This window comes from Cognatundibacterium curvum (assembly GCF_014284235.1).
GTDB classification, from domain to species: domain Bacteria; phylum Pseudomonadota; class Gammaproteobacteria; order Burkholderiales; family Burkholderiaceae_D; genus Undibacterium; species Undibacterium curvum.
Map to the genome: position 1 here is coordinate 44,493 of NZ_JACOGD010000011.1, position 22,803 is coordinate 67,295.

Here is a 22,803-nt window from a genome sequence, read left to right on the forward strand (position 1 = left end):
AGATGTCCAGCTTAGAACTAAACCCGACCCAGCCAGCCAATCCCGCGCTGCAGGAAATCGCTGCAGTCACCGCTGCCCAGCATGGCGTACCGGCCGCGCTGGATCAACAACTGGAACTGCTGATGCAGCAAGGCGAGTTACGCCGTCTGGGCGTGGCTTTTACCCGCTTTGTGGCGCAGCTGGGCACAGCCGATCCGGTATTGCTGCTGAGTTGTGTGGTGCTGTCAGAGCTAGAAGGACGTGGGCATAGCTGTCTGCGCATCCCCGATTTATTGAGCGACCCGGATGCCCTGCTGGGCTGGCCCGCCGGACAGTGGCAGGCTTTGCAAAACAGTGCCGGACCTTTGCCTGCCAGCAGCCGCCTGTGGCTGCGTCAACTCGCAGCATGCAGTCAGGTCTTATTGGAAGCGGAGCTGGATCACGGTCAGCCTTTGCTGCTGGTCGATGACAGACTGTATCTGCGCCGCTACTGGAATTATGAATGTGCTGTCGCCAGCGCAGTACAGCGCAAGGCCAGTCAGCCACGGCCGCTGGATTTGCAGCAGGTCAGACAGGGACTGGATTCGCTGTTCGGCGCAACTGTCGATGCAAACGCCAACACAGACACAGCGCAGACGGTGGATTGGCAAAGAATCGCCTGTGCCATTGCAGTGCGCAGCCACTTCAGCATCATTACCGGCGGCCCCGGCACCGGTAAAACCTATACCGTGGCGCGTTTGCTGGCATTGTTGTTTTCTTTATCCGCGCAGGCAGAGCAATTGCGCATCGTGCTGGCTGCGCCAACCGGCAAGGCTGCCGCGCGTCTGAAGCAGGCGATAGACCATGCCTTATCCGGGCTGGCAGAAAAAATGCAGGACCAACTGCCGCTGGCTGAACTGGCGGCGCGCATGGCACCGGCAGCGACGCTGCACAGCTTGCTGGGCGCGCGTCCCGATACGCGCAGCTTCCGCCATCATGCGGGTAATCCACTCGATGTCGATGTGCTGATTGTGGATGAGGCGTCGATGGTGCATCTGGAAATGATGGCGGCTATCCTGGATGCCTTGCCACCGCATGCGATGCTGATTTTACTCGGTGATAAAGACCAGCTGGCCTCGGTCGAAGCGGGGGCGGTACTGGGTGATTTGTGTCAAAACGCGAGTGCCGGTGCCTATCTGCCTGACACTGCTGCCTATGTACAGGCCGCCAGCGGCCAGCAACTGCCAGCGGCGATGCTGCATGGGCAGTCCGCACTGGCGCAGCAAACCGTGATGTTGCGTGAGAGTCGCCGTTTCGGTGGTCCCATCGGTCAGCTTGCACTCGCGGTTAATGCGGGCGAGGTGGCGGCCAGCAGCCACTTACTGCAGACCGATAACAGCGGCATGCTGAGCTGGTATGCGCAGGCGCAATTGCCAGCCTTGTTGCAACTGGCGCTGGCTGGCCGTGCCGGGGTGGAGGACAGTTACCTGCCTTATCTGCAACTGCTGCAAGCCGCGCCAGTGTTGCAGTCTGGCGCTGCAGAGGGTGGCAAAGAGGAAGGCTATCTGGCCTGGGTAAAGCAAGTGCTGCTCGCGTTTGACCGCTTCCGCATCCTGTGTGCGGTACGTGAAGGCGAGTGGGGCGTGGCTGGTGTGAATGGACTGATAGAGCAAGCCTTGATTGCACAGCGCTGGATACACAAACGCAGCGACTGGTATGCCGGACGCCCGGTCATGATTACGCGCAATGACTATGGCTTGGGCGTATTTAACGGCGATATCGGCATGACCCTGCCCGACCCGCAACGGCCAGACTCGCTGCGTGTATATTTTCTGCAGGGTGAACAAGTGCGCAGCGTACTCGCAACCCGGCTGGCCGATGTGGAAACCGCCTTCGCGATGACGGTACACAAATCCCAGGGTTCGGAATTCTCACACGTCGCACTGGTCTTGCCTGAGCAGGGTGGCAGCTTGCTGGCAAGAGAGTTGCTGTACACCGGCATCACGCGTGCGCGCCAGTTCTTCACACTGCTGACGCCACAGCCTGGTGTTTTTGGTGATGCATTACAGCGCCAGACTAAGCGTGTGAGTGGCTTATCAGCCTTGTTGCGTTAAGTGCCGGGGCTGGACAGGCTATCGTGTATGAAGCTGACCGTTGGCTATATGTACTGTGGCTTGTAGTTAGCAAAAGGCCGGCTGAAGACAGATTTCAGCCGGCCTTTTGCATGATGAAGCAGGGTTTTAGTTTTTGTACTGTGGACCGCTCAGGATGAAATTGCCACCCTGATAGGTGCTGCCGATCTCGTCGGCGGCCGGATAGTTGCCCGTGTCAGGGAATAAGTGGGCAAACTGGCTGGAGCTGTCTTTAGGCTGGAAACCAAGATGCGCTGCCTCGCGGTTATCCCACCATTTTTCACGGTTGTCGGATGCGCCGAATACGATGGTGTGACCTACGCGTGGTGTGAATGCCGCGCAACGCAGCAGTTCAAACAGATCGTCATAGCTCAGATAAGTCGTCATCATGCGGCGGTTGGCTGGCGCGGGGAAGGCGGAGCCTATGCGTACGCATACTGTTTCCAGTCCGGTGCGGTCGTAGTAATAGCGGGACAGACTCTCGCCAAAACACTTACTCACGCCGTACATGCCGTCCGGGCGTGGTGGCATGCTGGCGGTCAGCTGATCTGTGGTTTTGTAAAAACCTATGGTGTGATTTGAACTGGCAAAAATCACGCGTTTCACCTGATGGGTGTGGGCTGCTTCATAGATGTTATAGGTGCCCTGGATATTGGCGCGCATAATGTCTTCAAAGCTGGCTTCGACTGAAATACCGCCGAAATGCAGTATCAGCTCCACCCCTTTAACCAGTTCCAGTACCGCTGCTTTGTCGGCCAGATCACATTGCACGACTTCTTCCCCGTTGCGGGCCGGGCCCAGATCAGCCAGGTCACTGACGCGCAGGATATCGGTCCAGTCTTTTAATTTATCGCGCAAGATTTTACCGAGGCCACCGGCCGCGCCGGTCAGCAGGATGCGGTGGAATGGTTTGGCGGATGTTTGCGTACTCATGATGCTCCTAGCTTGTTTTTATCAGATAAAGTGGGTTGCACAGGGTGCGCTGCGGTCGTGGCTGAGATTGTTCTTCGCAGCGTAGCCCTGAATTGGCTCAGGTGATCGGTGCCGGGTTAAACAGCACGAGAGCATTATGTAATTTCCAGTGTTCGGCCCAGGTTTTTTTGCCACTCGCGACATCCAGCATCAGATGGAATAATTCCCAGCCCAGTTCTTCTATGCTGGCTTTTCCGGTAGCGATTTTACCGGCATTGACATCCATCAGGTCATGCCAGCGGCGCGCCAGATCTTCGCGCGTCGCGACTTTGATCACCGGCACCGGTGCCAGGCCATACGGGGTGCCGCGACCGGTAGTGAAAATATGCAGATTCATGCCAGCCGCTACTTGCAGGGTGCCGCAAATGAAATCGCTGGCCGGGGTGGCAGCATAAATCAGTCCGCGTTGTTGCAGTTTTTCGCCTGGCGATAAAACGCCGGAAATCGGTGCGGAACCGGATTTGACGATAGAGCCCATGGCTTTTTCGACGATGTTGGACAGTCCGCCTTTTTTATTGCCGGGTGTGGTGTTGGCGCTGCGGTCAGCGCCGCCACGTTTCAGGTAATCGTCATACCATTGCATCTCACGTATCATCGCGTCGGCAACCTGCGGGCTGACGGCGCGTGAGGTCAGCTGGTCGATGCCGTCCCTGACTTCCGTTACTTCGGAAAACATTACACTGGCGCCGGCACGCACCAGTAAGTCGGTCGCAAAACCGACTGCCGGATTGGCGGTCACACCCGAGAATGCATCGCTGCCGCCACACTGCACACCGACCACCAGTTCTGATGCCGGGCACAGTTCGCGCTGTCTTTGATTCAGCCGCTCCAGATGGCTGCGCGCCTGTTTCATAATGGAACTGATCATGGATTGAAAACCGACATGGGCCTGATCTTGCAGGCAGACTACGGGCGGTTGTTCTGCTTGCTGAATCGCGATGCTGCCAGCCGGGAATAGCTTGGCTGGCTGCAGTTTTTCGCAACCCAGACTGACGACCATGGCTTCCCCGCCAAAGTTAGGATTGCGTGCGATGTTGCGTATAGTGCGGATGGGAATTTCTGCGCCCGGCGCATCGATCGCCACTCCGCAGCCATAGGTATGTTCGATGCCGATCACATCATCCACGTTTGGATAGTGGGGCAGTAACTCAGTCTTGATGCGTTGTACTGCAAAATCGACGACGCCTGACACACATTGTACGGTGGTGGTGATAGCCAGAATATTACGTGTGCCGACGCTGCCATCGGCATTGCGGTATCCCATAAAGGTATAGCCCTCCAGTGCAGGCAGGGCAGCGGGTTTGACGGTGGCAATCGGCAGATTGTCGAGGCGGCGCGCATCCGGCATGCGTATCAGGCTCTCATTGAGCCACTGACCGCGTTGCACGGCTTGCAGCGCATAGCCGATCACAACGTTATAGCGCCGGATTTCCTGACCGGACTGCATATCTGTCAGTGCAATCTTATGACCTTGGGGAACCTGCTCAATCAGTTGCAGCCCGCATGGGAAGATGGTTCCGGCTGGCAGCCCGCCGTCATTGGCGACAATGGCAACATTGTCTTCATCATGCATTTTGATATACAGGGGCGACTGCTCTGGGTGGGATGACATGAATTTTCCTTTTTTTGATGGCTGTATGCGACTTTTCATCAATTAAAACATTTTTTGGTCAGTCCAGATATTAACTGGACTGACCAAAAAATCGCGATGTCACTCGCTAAAAATATATTTTTACACTTTCACGGGTGCACTAAATTTACTGGTTAACTGTTTATATTCAATGATTTAGCAATAAAATGCCGGTTGCTTTCCGGCTTTTGGTTATAATCATTGCAGGTAAAAAGTGTGGCGAGTATGCCACTGACAAAATTTTTTGGCTAGTCCAGATTGATGTTTTGGTCAGACCAATTTAGAATGGCCTGACCGAATGCACTGGCTGGTCTTTTCATTGAACAGGATCGTCAAGATGAATAAAAAAAATAATGTGGGACAAGCAGAAACAGGTTCGCATGAGCCGCGCTTATATCGGGTAGTTGCAGACAAGATTCAGGGCTTGATCGCAGATGAGGGTATGCAGGCAGGTGAACGCTTACCGTCTGAACGTGATCTGGCGACCAAACTCAGTGTGTCACGCGCGTCTTTACGTGAAGCACTGATCGCATTGGAATTAAGTGGTGTGGTGGAAGTGCGTGGCGGTTCCGGCGTGTACGTGAGTCAGTTGCCGGACGCTGAGGCAGATCTGGCAGAAGTCGGGCCGGGGCCGTTTGAAGTTTTGTCGGCCAGACGTCTGATCGAGTCTGAAGTGGCTGCCATTGCAGCGCGGGTGGCGACCGACTCAGCAATCGATGAAATCCTGAAAGCCGTACTGGAAATGGAGAAGCATCACGCCAATTATTCCAGTAACGAGAGTGCAGACCGGAATTTTCACTTGGCTATCGCACGTGCCACCGGTAATAGTGCGATGGTGGGAGTGGTCGAGTATTTATGGAATCAGCGTGGCCGTTTATGGCACAAACTTAAGGAGCATTTTCAGACTGAAGAATTACGTCAGCAAACGCTGACAGACCATAGAAATATTCTGGAAGCGATTGCATCGCACGATCCGGCTGCTGCCCGCAAAGCGATGCGCGCGCATCTGGAACGGGTAACCAGAACCTTCTCCCGCGGATAAAGATTCGTCAGAAATCACCGCCCAGAGACAAATCAATAAGGCAAAGACACATTTGCCAGCGTAAGCAAAAGAATCAGACCTTTTTTCGACCGGCTGAGACCCCGGTGGGGCTATGTGCGCCCATCTTCGTCGCAGTGGCAAGGAGTACGCGAGGTGCTCCAGATACGTCAACCAGCGCGCAGCGTCTGGTGACATCGTTGATGAAAACAGGAGTTTGAGGAGACATAGTAATGAAAAAGAAATTCGCAAACCGTTCTGTGTTTGTGTTGTCCAGTATCAGCCTCGCTGTGGTGACGCTGGTTGGACAGGTGCAGGCAGAAGAAATGCAAAAAGTAGAGGTCACTGGCTCATCCATACGCCGGCTCGCGACCGAGGCCTCATTGCCGGTCACCATGGTGACTGGGGAAGAGCTGGAAAAACGCGGCATGACTACCTTGGCCGACCTGATGCTGGCCTTACCGGAATCCGCTTCACTGGCGCCGTCCAACGCAGGGTCGGGGACGAATATCAATTTGCGTGGTCTGGGCGTCAACCGTACTCTGGTATTGCTGAATGGGCGTCGCCTGGCCAATGAAGCGATTGCTGATGGCTATGCCAATCTTGATGTGATACCCATGAGCGCGATTGCGCGTGTGGAGATTTTGCGTGATGGTGCATCATCGATTTACGGCTCGGATGCGATAGGCGGGGTGGTCAACTTCATCACCAAGCGTACTTTCGAAGGTAAAACGATCTCAGCGCAACTGGTGCAGCCGCAGAAAAAAGGCGGCGCCGATGAGCAAAGAATCAGTGGCACGATAGGGTTTGGCGATCTCAATAATGATGGCTGGAACTGGTATGCGACTGTCGACGCCCATCGCCGCAGCCGCTTGCTGGCATCGGACCGTGCTGAACTCAGTTCACCGGAATTGCTGACCAGCATAGGCCGTGCGCCGACCCTGGGCAGCGGCGGTTATGCCATGCCAGCCAACTTCACGACGGCAAGCAATAAGAATGCCCAGAATCCGTATTATGCGCAGGGCTGTAATGCGCCTTATTCGATACAGGGTGCAAAAAACACCTGTATTCTGAACGCCAATTACTACGGCACTGCTTTGTATGGCAATGAACAGGTCACGTTTTACTCCAAGTTCACCAAACGTTTCAGTGAAGATCATACGCTGACGGTTGATTACATGCGTGGTCAGGAATTTATCCTGGGCACCAAAAATCCGACGACTAGTCTGGCTGCGAATGGCGTGACAGCGCAACTGCCATCGAGCAGCAAATGGTATCCGGGGGGCAGTGGCGGTGTACCTGCGGTGGCCGGACTCAAAGGCGAGCCTTTGACAGTCACCTGGAGTGTGGCTGATCTGGCTGAGGCGACTACGCGTGACAAACAGGTAAATCAACGACTGGCAGTCAATGATGAAGGACGGCTGGCCGGCTGGGATTACAAACTGGGCTTCGTCTACGGCCACAGTCTGCGTGAGAATTATTATGAATCCGGCTATGTCAATGGCCCGGGATTGCTGGCCGGTCTGGCCAATGGCAAGCTTAACCCCTTCGGTTTGCAGGATGCAGCTGGTAAAGACTACCTGAAAAGTATCTCGGTTGATGGTGCGATGAACCGTCATTCTGTGAGCACTTTCCTCGGTGTGGATCTGACCGGCTCGCGTGAAATAATGAGTCTGGCCGGCGGGCCGATGATGCTGGCGCTGGGTACAGATTTTCATCGTGATACCACCGAAGATCAAAAGACGGATATCACCTCGCTGGTGACCTATGCGAGTTCCTCACCTTCGTTTGCCAAATCATCCAGAACTGTCGCCGCTGCGTATGCTGAGCTGGATATGCCGGTGACTAAGGAATTGAATCTGAACTTCGCGGTACGTGACGATCATTTCAGTGATTTCGGCAATACCATCAATCCGAAAGTCAGTTTCCGGTATCAGCCCGTCAAAGCGCTGATGTTACGCGGCTCTGCCAATACCGGCTTCCGTGCACCGACCCTGTTTGACCGTTATGGCTATCGTTTGCCGGGCGCTACCACGAACACCTCTGCGAAGTGGGATGATCCTGTGCAGTGTCCGGGCGGTACCCCGGGCGTGGCGGGCACAGGTAAGGCCTTGCCCGGCCTGGTTGCTTCTGCCGTGTGTAACACCACGCTGCCTAAGCAAACTGGCAGCAATCCTGATCTGCAACCAGAGAAATCCAAAGGCTATACGCTGGGTTTTGTGGCTGAACCGGCTCAGAATCTGATGATGTCTGCAGATTACTGGCATATAGAAATGACGGATATGCTGGCAAATCTGCCGGAACAGGTGTACTTCCTGAATCCTCAGAAATACGCCAATCTGTTTGTGCGTAACGCGGATGGATCGCTGGCATATATCAAGAATGTGACGATGAATCTTGGTGGTCAGAAGGCATCCGGTATCGATGTGTCGCTGTCGTATGCCTTTCCGAAAACCGCGCTCGGCAATTTCAAAGCGCAGATCGATGGCACCTATCTGACACAGTTTGATAATCAGTTAGAAGCGGACAGCCCGTATATTCCGAATGTTGGGCGCTTTGGTGCTGCCAGCAATGGTACGACATCCAGCATGCCTATCATTACCTTCCGCTGGAAGCATACGCTGACCTTATCCTGGAACCGGGGTGACTGGGGTTCCCAGCTCACACAGAATTTCAACACGGGTTACCACGATCAGAACCTGGTTGCGCCGGAATACTTCCGCGATATTGAATCGTATTCCTTATGGAACTGGACGGTGAATTATCGCGGTTTTAAAAATCTCACGATTTCCGCCGGTATCACCAATCTGCTGGATGCCAAGCCACCGGTCACTAACCATAATGCCTACACCTTTGGTTACCTGAGCAGTGCCGCCAGTCCGATCGGACGTGCGTTTAATGCACGCCTTACCTACAACTTCTGATAACTCTGATTAAGTTCTTCCTCTGGCCTGCGGGTCAGAGGGGAATCGTGGATGGAATACTATGAATTCTCTCATCAATGAAAAGCGCCGGACTTTGATACAGGCTGCATCGGCTGCCGGATTACTGGCTGGAACAGCCTGGGCGGGGCAGGCGGTGGCGGCCGTAAAAAACGACCCATGGAAGCAGGCCCAGGCCATCATTGACCGTTTTGCCAAGCCCTTACAGTTTCGCCCGCAAGATTTCGCGATCACCGGATACGGTGCTAAAACCTGTGAGGTACAGGCAGTCGAGGCCTGGATTTCTTTTGTGGAGCGTAAAACCCTGGCTACGCCTGTGCCGCAGTCGCATGACTGTTATCCGGCCATCTCTGCAGCGATTGCAGCCTGCCATCAGGCCGGTGGCGGACGGGTGGTGATCCCGGCTGGGAACTGGTATTGCGCGGGCCCCATCGTATTACTGTCGAATGTGCATGTGCACCTGAAAGCGGGTGCACATGTGTATTTCAGTAATAATCCGGCCGACTATGCCAAATACGGACAATACGATTGCGGACCGCGCGGCAAGTTGTCAATGACGCGCTGGGAAGGCAACGACTGTCTGAATTTTTCTTCTATGGTGTACGCCATCGGCCAAAGAAATATTGCGCTGACCGGTGAAGACTGGACTGCGATTCTGGATGGTCAGGCCGGTGTGAATTTCGCTGACAGCGAATTTTGCTGGTGGTCCTGGAAGGGCCGTGAAAAGCCGGGTTCTGCGGGCGATATCGCGCCTGGCAGCGGCAACTGGATACGGCATCAGAAAGGCGAGACTGAGGTCTCCATCAATCCGCTCAATCCAATGTCACTAAGTGAAGCAGCGCCGCATCTGAGTGCAGAGCAAGTCCGTTTTATCCAGGGTGAAGGTGATAAATGGCGACGCGATTCCAACTTCCTGCGTGCGCTGGCCGAGGCCGGTGTACCTGCTGATAAACGGGTGTTTGGACTGGGACATTTTCTGCGTCCCCATATGGTGCAATTCATCAATTGCACCAATGTGCTGTTCCAGGGTTATCAGGTCACCAATACTCCATTCTGGCAGCACAATCCTGTCGGTTGTAAAAACGTGCATGTCAAAAATATCTATGCTAACAGCATAGGTCCGAACAGTGATGGTTTCGATCCTGAATCCTGCAACTATGTATTGATCGAGGATTCGACTTTTGACACCGGTGATGACTGTATTGCAGTCGATTCCGGCAAAGGGCCGGATGTGCAGTATGGTCCTTCACAGAACATCGTCGTGCAGAATTGTAAAATGCACAGCGGCCATGGTGCGATGACATTTGGCAGCATCATGTCCGGTGGTATCCAGAACGTGTTTGCGCAAAATCTGGTGTTTGAAAACAGTCACTGGCGTACCGATCCGCTCAATATTGCGATCCGTCTCAAATCGAATATGAGTCGTGGCGGCTTCCTGAAAAATCTGCATATCCGCAATATCACGATACCGAATGGCATACGCACCACGCCGGCATTTTATACAAGTTTGCCAGGCTCCATGATACCGAGCAAATCAGTGGCAACGTCGGCGGGCGGCATTATCACGATAGATTGCGGCTACGATCCTTTGAATGACAATGTGCGTACCCGCCCTCCGGTGGTGTCCGATGTCCATATCTCCAACGTCAGGGTCGCTAATGTCGATACGGGTCAGGGTAGTTTTTCCTGCTACCAGGCGCTGGTCATACTGGGCCCGGTGGCATCGGATTACAACGGGCCTGCGTCACCTGCACCGAAAATCCTGCCAGTCCGGAATATCACCATCTCGGACTGTGATTTAGGCAATCCGGCGAATTATGAACAAGCCATGTATCTGTTTAACGTCAAAGATCTGACCTTAAAGAATGTCAGGGTAGGTGGCACGGTGTACAACAAAACGATTTCTGCCTGATCAGTGATTCCTCAGTGGGTTTGAGCCTCCTTAGTGAGGCTCTTTTTTCGGAATATACAGCAATGAAGATGATTAAAAAAATCCGGTATGCCTGCATGCTGGGCTTGCTTCCCATGCTGCTCGCCTGTCAGACCCAGGTGCCGCAGGCTGGCGCACTGGCTAAGCCTGCGCTGATTTTGGTCGGCGATTCGACCATGGCGCCCGGCAGTGGTTATGGCAATGCATTGTGCGCGCGTTTCAATGTTGAAGTCAGCTGTCTCAATTTGGCCAAAGGCGGCCGCAGTTCCGGCAGTTACCGTGCTGAAGGCTCGTGGCAACAAGTTATGCAACAACTCAGGCTGGTGCCAGACCCGGCAAATACCCTAGTGCTGATGCAGTTCGGGCACAACGATCAGCCCGGAAAACCTGGCCGTTCTACTGACTTACACACTGAATTCCCGCGTAATCTGCAGGCCTATATCCGTGATGTGCGCAGTACCGGTGCCGACATCATTCTGGTGACGCCATTGACACGCCGCAGCTTCAAAGACGGCAGTCTGCCGAATGATCTGCGTCCTTGGGCCGAATCAGCGATAGCGGTCGCGCAGGAAGCCAGCGTGGCACTGATCGATCTGAATCAGCAGAGCCATGCCATGGTTGAAAAAATGGGGCAGGCACAGGCCGATACGCTGGCGATGGCACCACCGCCAGAGCAGCCAGTGCCATATCCGGCGCTCGCTTCGCAGACGGCGACTGAGCCTCAGGGTAAGCCTAAATCTGCATTTGACCGCACCCATCTGGGGCCGAAAGGTGCTGACCTGTTCGCCGGCCTGGTATTGCAGAACTTACTCAGGCTGCGACCACAATTACAACCCCAATTACGTCCCCAGCCTGTACAGGGAGACCAGCCATGATCAATATTTCCCTACGTTTCCGATGGCTGACAATTTTCAGTTGCTTCATTGTGCTGGCGACGCTGACCAGCCCGGTACAGGCGCAGGACAGCCGGCAAGTGAAGGAGCCGGTTAATCCTCCCGTATGCACGCTGGTGGCTGCAACATTGACGGTACAGCAGATCGAGGCGCAGGACGGAGCAGCACCCGATACCAGGCGCTTGCAGCAAGCGATAGCCGCATGTCCGGCTGGCAGTGCAGTGCGTCTGGTACGCGCCGGTGAGAACAGCGCATTTCTGTCTGGTGCGCTGAGCATGAAACCGGGTGTGTCGCTGCTGATCGACTTTGGTGTCACCCTGTTCGCTTCACGTGATCCGGCTGATTTTGACCGTGGCGCTGCAAGCTGTGGCCAGACAGATGAAAAAGGACGCGGCTGCCGTCCCTTTATTTTGATGGAAAAATCCAGGATGGCAGGTATTTATGGCGAGGGTGTGATCGATGGTCAGGGGGGCGCCAAAATGCTGGGGCGGTCCGAATCCTGGTGGGAGCTGGCACGGCGTGCCCAGCGTGAAGATAAGCATCAGAATGTGCCACGCCTGATAGAAATCATCCAATCCGAAGACATCAGCGCGTATCAGATCTGGCTTAAAAACGCAGCAAATTTTCATCTGACCCTGAATGCCGTGAATGGCTTTACAGCCTGGGGGGTGCATATCGATACGCCATCCCATGCACGCAATACCGATGGCATCGACCCTGTCTCATCGAAAAATATCACAATCACCAAAAGCTTTATCCGTACCGGTGACGACAATATTGCAATTAAGGCCGGTCAGCAGGGCGCGACCGAATTTGTGAGTATCATCGACAATCATTTTTACCATGGGCATGGGATGTCGATAGGCAGCGAGACGCATGGCGGTGTGCGTCATGTCTTAGTCAGTCAGCTGACAATCGATGGTGCGACTTCCGGTCTCAGGATCAAGAGTGATATTTCGCGCGGCGGCTTGGTGCAGGATGTGCACTACCGCCAGGTTTGCATACAGAACAGTAAAACGCCGCTGGACTTTGACAGCTTTTATGGCAAACGCGCCCAGGGCGAGCTGATACCGCAGTTTCAGGACATCCAGCTGCAGCAGGTACAGGTATTGACGCCGGGTAAGCTGGTATTCCGTGGCTATGATGCGGCGCATGTAATGCGCCTGCAGACCAGTGAGCTGCAACTGGCGGCGGGTTCTGTCGTACAAGCCCAGCATGCACAGTTAAGTGCTGGAGCACGCAGTGATCTGACACCGGACTTTCGTTTGCAACCGGCTGCAGAAAGTGCCGCCACCAACACTTGCGCCAGCCAGTTTCAGCCTTATCCTGTGTACGGACAGCAGCAACGCCGTCCGCAATTGACTGCGGCTCAGGTCCCGCATTATGCGTATGAACAGGTGCTGGGTTTTGCCGGATTGCCGGGACAGGAGCGGCCTGATCCATGGGATCCGCTGGCAGCACCTATACCGGCTGCAGGCCAGTTCAGGCCTGATTATGTGGTGAGTCTGGCCCAGCCCGCCGATGGCAAGACCCGCTTTCACAGTGTGCAGGCAGCCATCAACCGTATGCTGATGGATATGGCGATGCACGCGCAAACGCAGACCCAGACGGGCAAACCGGGCAAGGAGCGCATCTATATCCTGCTACAGCCAGGCATCTATGAAGAGCTGGTTTATCTGCCTGCGACACCGGTGCCTGTCAGCCTGATCGGTAGCGGCAGTGCCGAAACGCGTATCCGTGCGAATCTGGATGCAGCTATTTCCGGGGCGACGTATTTGCAGCGTTTCGGCCAGCAATTTCTGGATGCACCGCCCGCCGTACGTGAAATGAGCGACAGCATCGCACAAAAGGCGTTGATCGGTACATTTGGTTCGCCAGTGTTGTGGGTGAAAAGCCAGGGTTTTCAGATGCGCGATATCACACTGGAAAACAGCTATAACAAATCAGGTCAGGCACAGCCTGCTGCGTGCGAGGGCAATGCCTGTGCGGGCGACGGCGTGTATGCCAAAATGAATATGGTGCATCACCAGGCGCTGGCACTGATGACGGACGGTGTAGACAAGGCTCAGTTTGACAGCGTGCGTCTGTTGGGTCTGCAGGATACGGTGTATCTGCGCAACCAGGCGGATGGACGCACAGCCAGGAATTTTTTCTACCGTTCTTATATCGAGGGTGATGTCGATTTTATTTTTGGTGATGCGACAGCTTATTTTCTGCAAACTGAAATCCGCTCGCTGGGACCACGCAGCAGCTCCTATGTAGCAGCACCCAGCACCAATCTGTTTTCACGCTATGGTTTCGTATTCAATCAATGCCGCTTCACGCATGACGGTTCTGCTTATGCGCTGAGCGGGAAATTTTACCTGGTCAGACAATGGTTTCATAACCAGAAATGCACACCCTATGCAGAGGTGCCGGTGACCAATTACCAGTGCCAGGCTGGTGACAGCAATCAGTTCACCAGTCCCAGTGGCACCATCACCCGCGCCACCCTGGAAACAGTGGGTAAGATGATCGTGCTGAATTCCGAAATCGGTACTCATATCCAGGCCAAAAATCCCTGGTCAGACTGGAACCGGCGCGGCACCTTACCGTACCGGCCAGCCCAGATGGATAGCCAGGATTACTGGCGCAATCTGTTGGCCAGCAAAATCCATCCTTTGCGTGACCTGGGTTACCGTGAGCCGCCTGCAGCCGGTCAGTTTTTGGGTGAGTGGAATAATCGCCTTGGTATTGACCATGCTTCATCTGCAGCACAATGAAATCAGGAGTAGTTAATGAATCTAACTGAAAAAGACACAGCATCGTTTTCACCGCAACGGCGTCAGCTGATGCGTCAGCTGGCTGCGCTTGGTATGAGCAGTGGTGTACCGGGACTGGCACTGGCACAGTCAGCGCCATTGCAGCAAGACCCCTGGCGTCAGGCTGAACGTATCATTGCTACTTTGAGCCAGTCGCTGCAGTTCAGAGCGGCCGATTATCCCGTGACCCATTATGGCGCACTGAGCTGCACAGTCAGGAAAGTCGCAGCCTGGATCTCATTCGAAGAGCAGGGCATGCTCGATACACCCGATGAGCATGCGCCCGATTGCTATCAGGCGATCCGGACTGCGATAGAAACCTGTCATCGTGAAGGCGGCGGACGGGTGCTGATCCCGGCTGGCAACTGGTATTGTGCAGGCCCCATCGTGCTGCTGTCGAATGTACATCTGCATCTGGAGTCCGGCGCACATCTGTATTTCAGTCACCGTCCGGATGATTATGCGCGCTATGGTGAGGTCGACTGTGGCGAGCAGGGCAGGCTCACGGTATCGCGCTGGCAGAGTAATGATTGCCTGAATTATTCACCCATGATTTATGCAAATAATCAGGAAAATATCGCATTGACAGGCGCCGACTGGAGTTCGGTGCTGGATGGCCAGGGTGGAGTGCCATTCAATGACTACGGTGATTGCTGGTGGACCTGGAAAGGTAAGCTGAAGACGATCAATGCCATCGCTCAGGGTTCGGTACCCAATTACCGCGAAGGCAAACCTTCGGAGAATGCAGTCAATCCGCTGAATGTCGGCAGTCTGCGGCAATTGGTGGTATCGATCAGCCCGCAACAGCAGGCACTGATACAGGGGGCCGGGGATAAATGGCGCGCCGATGCTAACTATTTGCCGGCTTTATCCGAGGCCGCTGTTCCGCTGGCGCAGCGGGTATTTGGCAAAGGCCATTATTTGCGGCCACCGATGATACAGCTGATCAGTTGCCGCCGCGTGCTGTTGCAAGGCTATGAAGTCCGTAACACGCCGTTCTGGCAGCATCATCCTGTCAATTGCCGGCAACTGGTGATACGCGGTGTCCATGCGAAGAGTCATGGCCCCAATAGCGATGGTTTTGATCCTGAAGCCTGTGATCATGTACTGGTGGAGAACTGTACCTTCGATTCCGGCGATGACTGTATTGCGATCAAGGCGGGAAAAAATCTCGATACTCAGTTCGGGCCTTCGCAAAACATCGTGATCCAGAACTGTACGATGCAAAGCGGCCATGGCGCAGTCACGCTGGGCAGCGAAATGGCAGGCGGGATACAGCATGTATATGCCCAGAATCTGCTGTTTGAAAACAGGCATTGGAAAACCAATCCGCTCAATACCGCGATCCGCCTGAAAACCAACCTGAACCGTGGTGGCTACCTGAAGCATTTTTATGTGCGCAATGTGAGGATACCCAATGGGGTGCAAACCAGTCCTTCGTTCTATAGCTCATTGCCCGGCTCGCCGATACAGTCTAAGACGGTCGCAACTGCGGCTGGTGCAGTCATTACGTTTGACTGTGACTATACGCCGGTCAGCGATAATGTCCGTATCCGTCCGCCCGTGGTGGAAAACATCGATATTTCTGACATCACGGTGGGCAATGTACAGACTGCCCGGGGCGAATTTTCCTGCTATCAGGCGATCGTGATCCTGGGGCCGGTTGCGTCCGATTACAACGGCAGCGCACCTGCACCTGTCATCCATCCGGTGCGCAATGTACGCATTCACAACTGTGATTTCGGTAATCCGGTGGCAGCGGACGCGCCGCTGTATCTGTATAACGTACAGGACTTGCAGCTATCTGAAGTGAAGATCGCAGGAAAACGCTATCACCAGCGTTATTCTGCATAAAAAAGCCGGTATCCGGGTGCAGTCCGGATACCGGCGAAATGGCGCTCCTGGGGGAGTGCTTGATCAGAGTTCAGCGCCTTACTGCTATGACGGCGCTTGTCGTTGGTATGCTTGTGGGTTGTCAGCCGCGCAGATAGCTTGTGTGATTGCTGCTGTATGTTGAACTAAGGCGGGCAGGGTGGATAGTTTGGATCTGCTCTGTTTTGCCGGGTAAGCGGAATATACCCACCAGTACGGCCAGTTCCTTTGCCTGCAATTGCATACTGTCGGCTGCTGATGCCGCCTGCTCAACCAGTGCCGCATTTTGTTGGGTGACGCTGTCCATTTGTCGTACGGCTTCGCTGATCTGAGCAATGCCGGTATGTTGCTCTTCACTGGCATGGGTGATTTCCTGCATGATGAATGCCACCTTGTGTATGCCATCGACGATTTGCTGCATGGATGTGCCTGCTGCCTGCGCTAACTGATTCCCGGCATTGACTTGCAACTGGGAGGCATCGATCAGGGTTTTTATTTCCCTGGCAGCAGAGGCACTGCGTTGTGCCAGATTGCGCACTTCGGCTGCCACCACGGCAAACCCACGTCCCTGTTCGCCAGCACGCGCAGCTTCTACCGCTGCGTTGAGCGCCAGGATATTGGTTTGGAAAGCGATGCCGTCAATCAGGCTTACGATATTCACTACCGCATTTGAAGAATCGGTAATGGTTTCCATGGTACTCAGCATTTTATTCATCACGCTGCCTCCCTGGCTTGCCAGGCGGCTCGCTTCAGTAGTCAGATTATTGGCCTGGCGTGCATGATCGGTGTTGCGGCTGACGGTCTGTTCCAGCTCATGCAGTGTGGCCGAGGTCTGTTCCAGCGCGCTGGCCTGTTCTTCGGTGCGGGAGGATAAATCCAGATTGCCTGCCGCGATTTCAGATGAGGCAGTGGCGATCTGATCCGCGCTGTTGCGAATCTGGCTGACAGTCTGTGCCAGATGCTGCTGCATCGCCTGCATATCACCGAGCAAACTGTTGGCATACTTGGGCTGTACCTGAATTTCAGCTGACAAGTCATTTTGCGCAATACATCGGGTCATCTCAGCCGCGTAGGCAGGTTCACCACCCAATGTCGCGAGTATGGAGCGGATAATGCTCCAGCCAGCCACGGTCAGCACCGCCAGTGCCACGACAAAAATCAGTGCCAGGATGCCCGCTGATTTCCAATAGGTATCCTGAATATCATCACTGAAAAAGCCGGTACCTATCCACCAGTTCCACGGGCTGAATTCGACGATGCCATTCAGTTTGGGGACCAGTGATCCATCCGGACGTTGCGAACGCATATTGACCAGTGCTATATGGGATTTCTGCAATGCGGTGCGATAAGCCTGCGCGTCTGGCTGACCATCCATAGTTTGTCCCTGGGCGATGGTGCCAACTTTTTTAGCGTCGGGATGAACCAGGTTCAGACCATCCGGCAAGCGTACCCAGTAATAGCTGACTCCGTGCTGTAACTGGGTCAGTGCTGCTTTTGCCTGCAGCTGAGCCTGCTCGCGACTGAGCAGGCCGCGTTGTTCCTGCTGATGGTAATGACTGACCAGATTTTCAGCCATGTACAGCATAGTTTCTATCTGGGCATGCCGGTCGTTCAGCAGTACCGAGTACAGGGAGGACAGACTGACTGCCCCGATAGCCGCTATGGCAAGCACGGCAGTACCGACCAGCGTGAGTAATTTTTTTGAGATATTCATCGTAACACCTGCAGACCGCGATCATAAGTTCAGACCCGCTACCGCACTGTCTGAGTGGAAAAAACCGGATGGCAGTCTGATTGATGCAGACCGCCACCCGGTGCCGGTGCAGCGCTTCCTTAAGGCCGGAAGTTCGCGCCAGGATTGCGTTGGCGCGCTTTATTTATCCCAGCCTGAGCCAAAAATATTTGACTGGCCGATGGCAGGGAAGTCAACAAAGGCTTTGCTGCAATCGAGTACCTGATCACCGTCGACTGCCCAGGTCGCCACACCGTTGACAACGATGCGGTTTTCGGCCGATGCGAGGATGGGCAGGTTCACACCTTTGATGGTGAGCTGGGCATCCGACGAGGTCATACGGATTGCAGCAGGGTTCTCTGCCACCACATTGGTCAGACTCATGATCAGCGGGTAGGCCGGCAGCGCGAATCCACCGGAATTGGCCTGGAAGCCCTGTAGCTTGACCGCTGTGTCACCAAAGATACGCACGTTTTCCAGACGGATGTCATGGAAGTTGGGTACCCGTGGGCCAGTCGCCGGTAAAGGGCGGGTGCTGTAGTAAGGCGTGAACAGCAAGGCATTGTCAGCATCACGGATACAGATGTTTTTGTAGTTGATGTTGCTGACTTCGCCACCACGCGCATAATCAGATTTAATGCGCAGACCTTCTTCGGAGTGCTGGAAGGAATTGTCATAAACTTCGACATTGGTGATACCGGAGTTGGTTTCACTGCCGATAGAAATACCATGGCCCCAGTAAATATGATTATGCGCGATGATCATGCCGTATTTGCGATCACTGCGTACATCCCGGTTGCCGTCTATCGCCGCCAGATTGCTGTTCGCAGGACTGGGATTATTCGAGCCCTTCAGTGCGATATCATCATCCCCTGTGCTCACGTAGTTATACGCAAACACAAAGTTTTTCAGATAGCCATCAAACGCGATTTTGGCATTCGAACTTGTAGTCTTGCCGGTGGTCAGTGCGACTACGGTGGCACTGGTCGCTGCACCCGGATCAAATGCATCGGTGTTCTTCACATTGTCCTTGGTATAGGTGGCACCGGTATAGAGCGGATTACCATTGCCAGCCGGATTAGCGAAGGCTGCCAGTGACGGCGTTTGTACTTTCACGCCCCAGATGGTCAGACCATCGACGCCGCTGGGTACCACATGGAAGTTGGCGCTGTTATTCAGCGTCACACGATACAGAGTCAGATTTTTCGCATAGTTAAACACCATCATGCGGAAGTTAGACTGTGAACCGGAACCGGTTGCACCGTTCTGCACCATATTGCCGAGATAAGCCAGATCCCACCAGCTCATATTTCTGGCCGTAGTTTTCGAACTCACCACAGTACCGCCATTGTCACATGCGGTACCATCTGCCGCCTGGGTCGCTTTGGCATAGTTGGCATAGGTATTGGAGCAGGTAAGATCCACTTTCATAATGGGATACAGCTTATCGGTCGTTACGATTTCACCGTAACCACGGCTGTCAATCGCACCATCGCCGACCACGGCAGAATTGATCAGGTTATTGCCGTTAATCAGAGCCAGGCAGTTGCTGGAGCTGCCGGCTTTGCTGGAGCTGACTGCAGTATTACCGCAATACGGGCCAGCCAGATTCGGTGCATAGGCTTTCACGTCGCGGGTGGCGTACACCGTCACACCTTTATCTATCCACAGTGTGACGCCGGATGGCAGTGTTAAAGGACCGGTAATGAAGCTGTCACCCACGCCCTTACTGTTGACGATCAGACGTACCGCGAATTTACTGGCTTTGTACTGCGGTTTCGCCAGTTCTTCACCGGATACGCCGGCAATGTTTTTGTTGGGCACAGCGGCCGCAGTCTGTTGTGCGACCGCTGCTGCATCGGCGGCTGCAATAGCAGGTCCCACCTCTTTATCGACCGCTGCTCCGCAGGCATCGAGTGCCGCCTGAATCCGGCTTTGATCCGGATTAACCAGTGCGGCATCGGCTGCCACACCGACGCCGGCTTTGGATGGATCGGCTTCCGGTGGCAGCGAGCCATCCGGACGGCGTACCAGGTTGCTGCTGGCTTCCAATGTGGCACAAACCTGGCTGGCGTTGGGCAATGTTGGCTCCGCTGGCAGTGCAGGATCAAAGCTGGTGGTACCAACTTTGTAGACCTCGCCTGGTGTGTAGCTGACCGCGGTGGCATCGCTGCCACCACCGCCGCCACCGCAGGCGCTGAGTAACAATGCGAGCAGGATGCTGCTCACACCTGCTGTATGGGCTGGTACCGGTTTTTTTGTGTATGTCATGGTAAGAGTCTCCGGAAAAAACGGTCAGAAGCGTGCCAGCAAGCCGACACCAATCGCACGTGGGCTGTCGCCGGGTGCCAGGAAGGCGCTGCTGGTGCCGAGGTTATTGCTCTTCAATGGAGACTGACCCAGGTTGATACTGGCTTGTGGGTTATTGGTGATTTTGCTGAAGTAGATATACGGCGTCAGCATAGGATTGAGCTTGTAGCTCAGGCCCACCGACACTTGTTTGGCCTGGAAGTCGTTTTCTGCATAGCCTTTGATGCCTTGCAATCCGCTCAGTTTGCCGTAACCGACCAGGATGGACGCGTTGCCGACATCCTGGGCCACGGTGAACAGAAGTGCGTTCTGTTTCAGGCTCTTATCCTGAGTGCCAGTGTAAAAGGAGCTGCTGCTGGGATTGCGGAATTCAGACATGCCGAAGCTGCTTCTTTCGTAACCCAGACCCAAGGTGGTTTTGCCTGGCAGTGCATAGCTGGCCACGATTTTTGTATAGCTGGTTGTTACGCCGTCCTGGGCATTGACTACGGCACCATAGCCGCGTTGCAGCAGGATAGGGTCAATGCCAGTATTGTTCTGACGGTCGTAAGCTATGCCGACGCTGAGTGCTTCCCACTGGTATTTGGCTGCCAGCGAATAGCGACTGCGGTCGCTGCGGCTGGCGCGTGCCTCATCGAAGCCGTAGGAGGCGGCCAGTTGCACGCCATACAGTTCTGGTGACAGATAGTGTGCCGAATTTTTCAATCTTGCTTCACCGCGGCTGAACAGACTGTCCTGGTTGCCCGATAACTGCGCAGAAGTATTGTTAAAGAGATCCAGTCCGTGCACGGTCATGCCTGCATTGCCACCCAGTTTGCTGCCGGAGCCAATCAGGCTGCGGTAAGCTGAATCGCTGTTACCGATGACAAAGCGTCCGAATTGCGCGCTGCTGAGGCCGACGAAGGTGTTGCGCGATTCCAGAGTGGCCGTCTGGCCATTGTCATTGGTCCCGCCTTGTTCGAAGTTATTCAGACCGCCCTCAATTTGCCAGACTGCTTTCAGATCTTCGCTGACCTGGATGTTGCCGGTAAAGCCTATGCGTGAATTACCATCGGAAATACGGCCGCGACGTTCGTAAGGCGTGGCGCCGCCTTTCGCTTCTACCGATTCAATCTGGCCATTGATGAAGCCATAAATATTGACGTACTGGTTGAGTTCGGTGGCAGATGCGGTATGGCTGGCACAAGCCAGCGCAATCGCGGCGCCGAGTAAAGTCCGGGTAAAACCATTTTTCTGCATGATGCGCTCCTGTAAAAAGGCAATGAAAAGGCAATGAAAGACGGTGAATGCCGGTGCGGGAAGGCGTGCCGTTTAAGCTGCTAGGTAATGCGCTGCTCAAGGCTGGACATGGGGATGCATCAGCGTGAGTACGGTAGATGGAATTTGCAACAGACTTCTGGACTTACCTGGCGGTGCAACGGATAGCGGCAGTGAGGCGAGGGAGTGTAAAGCGTTGAATTCTATGTTACGACATCAGACAACAATAACTAAACTAAGGCTGGAACGATGTGCTTTTCTGCGACCAGATATCTCCAATATGACTGTTCTTCTTCGGAAAACGGTTTTCTTGTCACCGGATTTTCCTGATTAAGTGGTATGTTATCGTATAACTTGGTGTTTGGAAACAACGTCAGAACTGTCAGTGCAGCTTGTGCCGCTGACAGTCGTCTGTCTGTATGATCAGGCAAAGGCGCTGCACGCCGTTTCTGCAATCCCCTGTGCGCCTGGCCTGATCAGTATGCTGTGACCATTCCAATCGTCGCCATTGTCCGGTGCCGGATTGATGGAGGTGATCAGCATCTCATCCAGCTTGTCACCGCCGAAGCTGCACATGGCTGGTTTCTTCATCGGCAGCGTGATGATGCGGTCCAGTTTGCCTTTCGGTGTGAAGCGCATGACGGCAGCACCATCATTGGCACAAATCCAGTAGCAACCATCGGTATCGACCGCAGCACCGTCCGGACGTCCGGGCATGGATTGCATATCGACCAGCAGTCTTTGTTGATGCGGAATGCCTGTGTCGGTGTCGTAATCAAAAGCCCAGATCAGTTGTCGCTGAGGGTGGGAGTCGGACAAGTACATGGTTTTGCCATCAGGTGACCATGCCAGGCCATTCTGTGTCAGCAACTGCTGTACAAAGGGGGCTGACAAGCCATCTGTTGCGGTGTAACGGTACAGATTGCCGATCGCGCGCGCCGCCGTCATGTCCATAAACATGCTGCCGCTCCAGTAGCGCCCCTGACGGTCACAGCGCCCGTCGTTAAAACGTATGCCAGGTGCTGCCTCGGGCAGTGCGGCCAGCTTGCTGGCTGTCACTTGTCCGTCTTGCTCTAGAGTGAGATGGAAAATCCCGCTTTCCATACCGGCTATCAGTCCGCCACCGGTTGCGAATGCGAGGTTTGCTACCATTTCAGCGCATTGCCAGTGGCGGCTGTGCTGGCTGGCCGGGTGGTAAGTCCAGATTTGTCGTGCCGGGATATCTACCCAGTACCAGCATTGTTGCTCGGCGGACCACAGCGGGCTTTCGCCCACCAGGCAGGATTGTGGACTGATGATACGGAAATTGTCAGGGCTGTTCATACTTGCTTTGTC

General features: G+C 54.5%; 13 protein-coding genes. 7 read left to right on the plus strand and 6 right to left on the minus strand.

Going from position 1 to position 22,803, the window contains the following annotated elements; translation table 11 throughout:
* Positions 1-2: 2 nt before the first annotated feature.
* Entirely contained in the window at positions 3-2,072 is a 2,070-nt protein-coding gene (gene recD / locus H8K43_RS17470) for an exodeoxyribonuclease V subunit alpha (RefSeq protein ID WP_186905046.1), read from the plus strand.
* Between the two features lie 126 nt (positions 2,073-2,198).
* On the opposite strand, the gene H8K43_RS17475 is transcribed toward recD, so the two are convergent.
* Positions 2,199-3,023: an NAD-dependent epimerase/dehydratase family protein gene (locus H8K43_RS17475; RefSeq protein WP_186905047.1), complete on the minus strand. Its 825-nt coding sequence runs from the start codon at positions 3,021-3,023 to the stop codon at positions 2,199-2,201.
* Positions 3,024-3,120: 97 nt separating this feature from the next.
* Complete coding sequence (gene garD / locus H8K43_RS17480; protein ID WP_186905048.1) at positions 3,121-4,674, minus strand: galactarate dehydratase; 1,554 nt, start codon at positions 4,672-4,674, stop codon at positions 3,121-3,123.
* 355 nt (positions 4,675-5,029) lie between these two features.
* On the opposite strand from garD, the gene H8K43_RS17485 reads away from it, so the two are divergent.
* The 6 genes from H8K43_RS17485 (at position 5,030) to H8K43_RS17510 (ending at position 16,151) form a co-directional block, all read left to right on the plus strand.
* On the plus strand, positions 5,030-5,734 hold the full coding sequence (locus H8K43_RS17485) for a FadR/GntR family transcriptional regulator (protein WP_230404079.1): 705 nt from the start codon (positions 5,030-5,032) through the stop codon (positions 5,732-5,734).
* 230 nt (positions 5,735-5,964) lie between these two features.
* The gene (locus H8K43_RS17490; RefSeq protein WP_186905050.1) at positions 5,965-8,655 is read left to right on the plus strand and encodes a TonB-dependent receptor; all 2,691 of its coding nucleotides are present in this window, start codon (positions 5,965-5,967) and stop codon (positions 8,653-8,655) included.
* A gap of 61 nt (positions 8,656-8,716) precedes the next feature.
* Positions 8,717-10,585 carry a glycoside hydrolase family 28 protein gene (locus H8K43_RS17495; RefSeq protein WP_186905051.1) on the plus strand — a complete coding sequence of 623 codons (1,869 nt, stop codon included), beginning with the start codon at positions 8,717-8,719 and terminating at the stop codon, positions 10,583-10,585.
* A gap of 62 nt (positions 10,586-10,647) precedes the next feature.
* Positions 10,648-11,478, plus strand: coding sequence for a rhamnogalacturonan acetylesterase (locus H8K43_RS17500; protein ID WP_186905052.1), 831 nt, complete (start codon positions 10,648-10,650; stop codon positions 11,476-11,478).
* On the plus strand, positions 11,475-14,258 hold the full coding sequence (locus H8K43_RS17505) for a pectinesterase family protein (protein WP_186905053.1): 2,784 nt from the start codon (positions 11,475-11,477) through the stop codon (positions 14,256-14,258). Before H8K43_RS17500 ends, H8K43_RS17505 begins: the two co-directional genes overlap by 4 nt.
* A gap of 15 nt (positions 14,259-14,273) precedes the next feature.
* Positions 14,274-16,151 (plus strand): glycoside hydrolase family 28 protein, encoded by a 1,878-nt coding sequence (locus H8K43_RS17510; protein ID WP_186905054.1) that lies wholly within the window; start codon positions 14,274-14,276, stop codon positions 16,149-16,151.
* A 121-nt stretch (positions 16,152-16,272) separates the two neighbouring features.
* Here the strand turns inward: H8K43_RS17510 and H8K43_RS17515 are convergent, their stop codons facing one another.
* The 4 genes from H8K43_RS17515 to H8K43_RS17530 all read right to left on the minus strand — a co-directional run bounded on the left by H8K43_RS17515 (position 16,273) and on the right by H8K43_RS17530 (position 22,791).
* Positions 16,273-17,883, minus strand: coding sequence for a methyl-accepting chemotaxis protein (locus tag H8K43_RS17515; RefSeq protein WP_186905055.1), 1,611 nt, complete (start codon positions 17,881-17,883; stop codon positions 16,273-16,275).
* 159 nt (positions 17,884-18,042) lie between these two features.
* Positions 18,043-20,172: a glycoside hydrolase family 28 protein gene (locus H8K43_RS17520; protein WP_186905056.1), complete on the minus strand. Its 2,130-nt coding sequence runs from the start codon at positions 20,170-20,172 to the stop codon at positions 18,043-18,045.
* Between the two features lie 24 nt (positions 20,173-20,196).
* On the minus strand, positions 20,197-21,450 hold the full coding sequence (locus H8K43_RS17525; protein WP_186905057.1) for a porin: 1,254 nt from the start codon (positions 21,448-21,450) through the stop codon (positions 20,197-20,199).
* Positions 21,451-21,891: 441 nt separating this feature from the next.
* On the minus strand, positions 21,892-22,791 hold the full coding sequence (locus H8K43_RS17530) for an SMP-30/gluconolactonase/LRE family protein (protein ID WP_186905058.1): 900 nt from the start codon (positions 22,789-22,791) through the stop codon (positions 21,892-21,894).
* Positions 22,792-22,803: the final 12 nt, after the last annotated feature.

What these genes read in the sequence shown, in the direction of transcription:
- recD (WP_186905046.1), top strand. Translation starts at nt 3, where the DNA reads ATGTCCAGCTTAGAACTAAACCCGACCCAGCCAGCCAATCCCGCGCTG.
- H8K43_RS17475 (WP_186905047.1), bottom strand. Translation starts at nt 3,023, where the DNA reads ATGAGTACGCAAACATCCGCCAAACCATTCCACCGCATCCTGCTGACC.
- garD (WP_186905048.1), bottom strand. Translation starts at nt 4,674, where the DNA reads ATGTCATCCCACCCAGAGCAGTCGCCCCTGTATATCAAAATGCATGAT.
- H8K43_RS17485 (WP_230404079.1), top strand. Translation starts at nt 5,030, where the DNA reads ATGAATAAAAAAAATAATGTGGGACAAGCAGAAACAGGTTCGCATGAG.
- H8K43_RS17490 (WP_186905050.1), top strand. Translation starts at nt 5,965, where the DNA reads ATGAAAAAGAAATTCGCAAACCGTTCTGTGTTTGTGTTGTCCAGTATC.
- H8K43_RS17495 (WP_186905051.1), top strand. Translation starts at nt 8,717, where the DNA reads ATGAATTCTCTCATCAATGAAAAGCGCCGGACTTTGATACAGGCTGCA.
- H8K43_RS17500 (WP_186905052.1), top strand. Translation starts at nt 10,648, where the DNA reads ATGAAGATGATTAAAAAAATCCGGTATGCCTGCATGCTGGGCTTGCTT.
- H8K43_RS17505 (WP_186905053.1), top strand. Translation starts at nt 11,475, where the DNA reads ATGATCAATATTTCCCTACGTTTCCGATGGCTGACAATTTTCAGTTGC.
- H8K43_RS17510 (WP_186905054.1), top strand. Translation starts at nt 14,274, where the DNA reads ATGAATCTAACTGAAAAAGACACAGCATCGTTTTCACCGCAACGGCGT.
- H8K43_RS17515 (WP_186905055.1), bottom strand. Translation starts at nt 17,883, where the DNA reads ATGAATATCTCAAAAAAATTACTCACGCTGGTCGGTACTGCCGTGCTT.
- H8K43_RS17520 (WP_186905056.1), bottom strand. Translation starts at nt 20,172, where the DNA reads ATGACATACACAAAAAAACCGGTACCAGCCCATACAGCAGGTGTGAGC.
- H8K43_RS17525 (WP_186905057.1), bottom strand. Translation starts at nt 21,450, where the DNA reads ATGCAGAAAAATGGTTTTACCCGGACTTTACTCGGCGCCGCGATTGCG.
- H8K43_RS17530 (WP_186905058.1), bottom strand. Translation starts at nt 22,791, where the DNA reads ATGAACAGCCCTGACAATTTCCGTATCATCAGTCCACAATCCTGCCTG.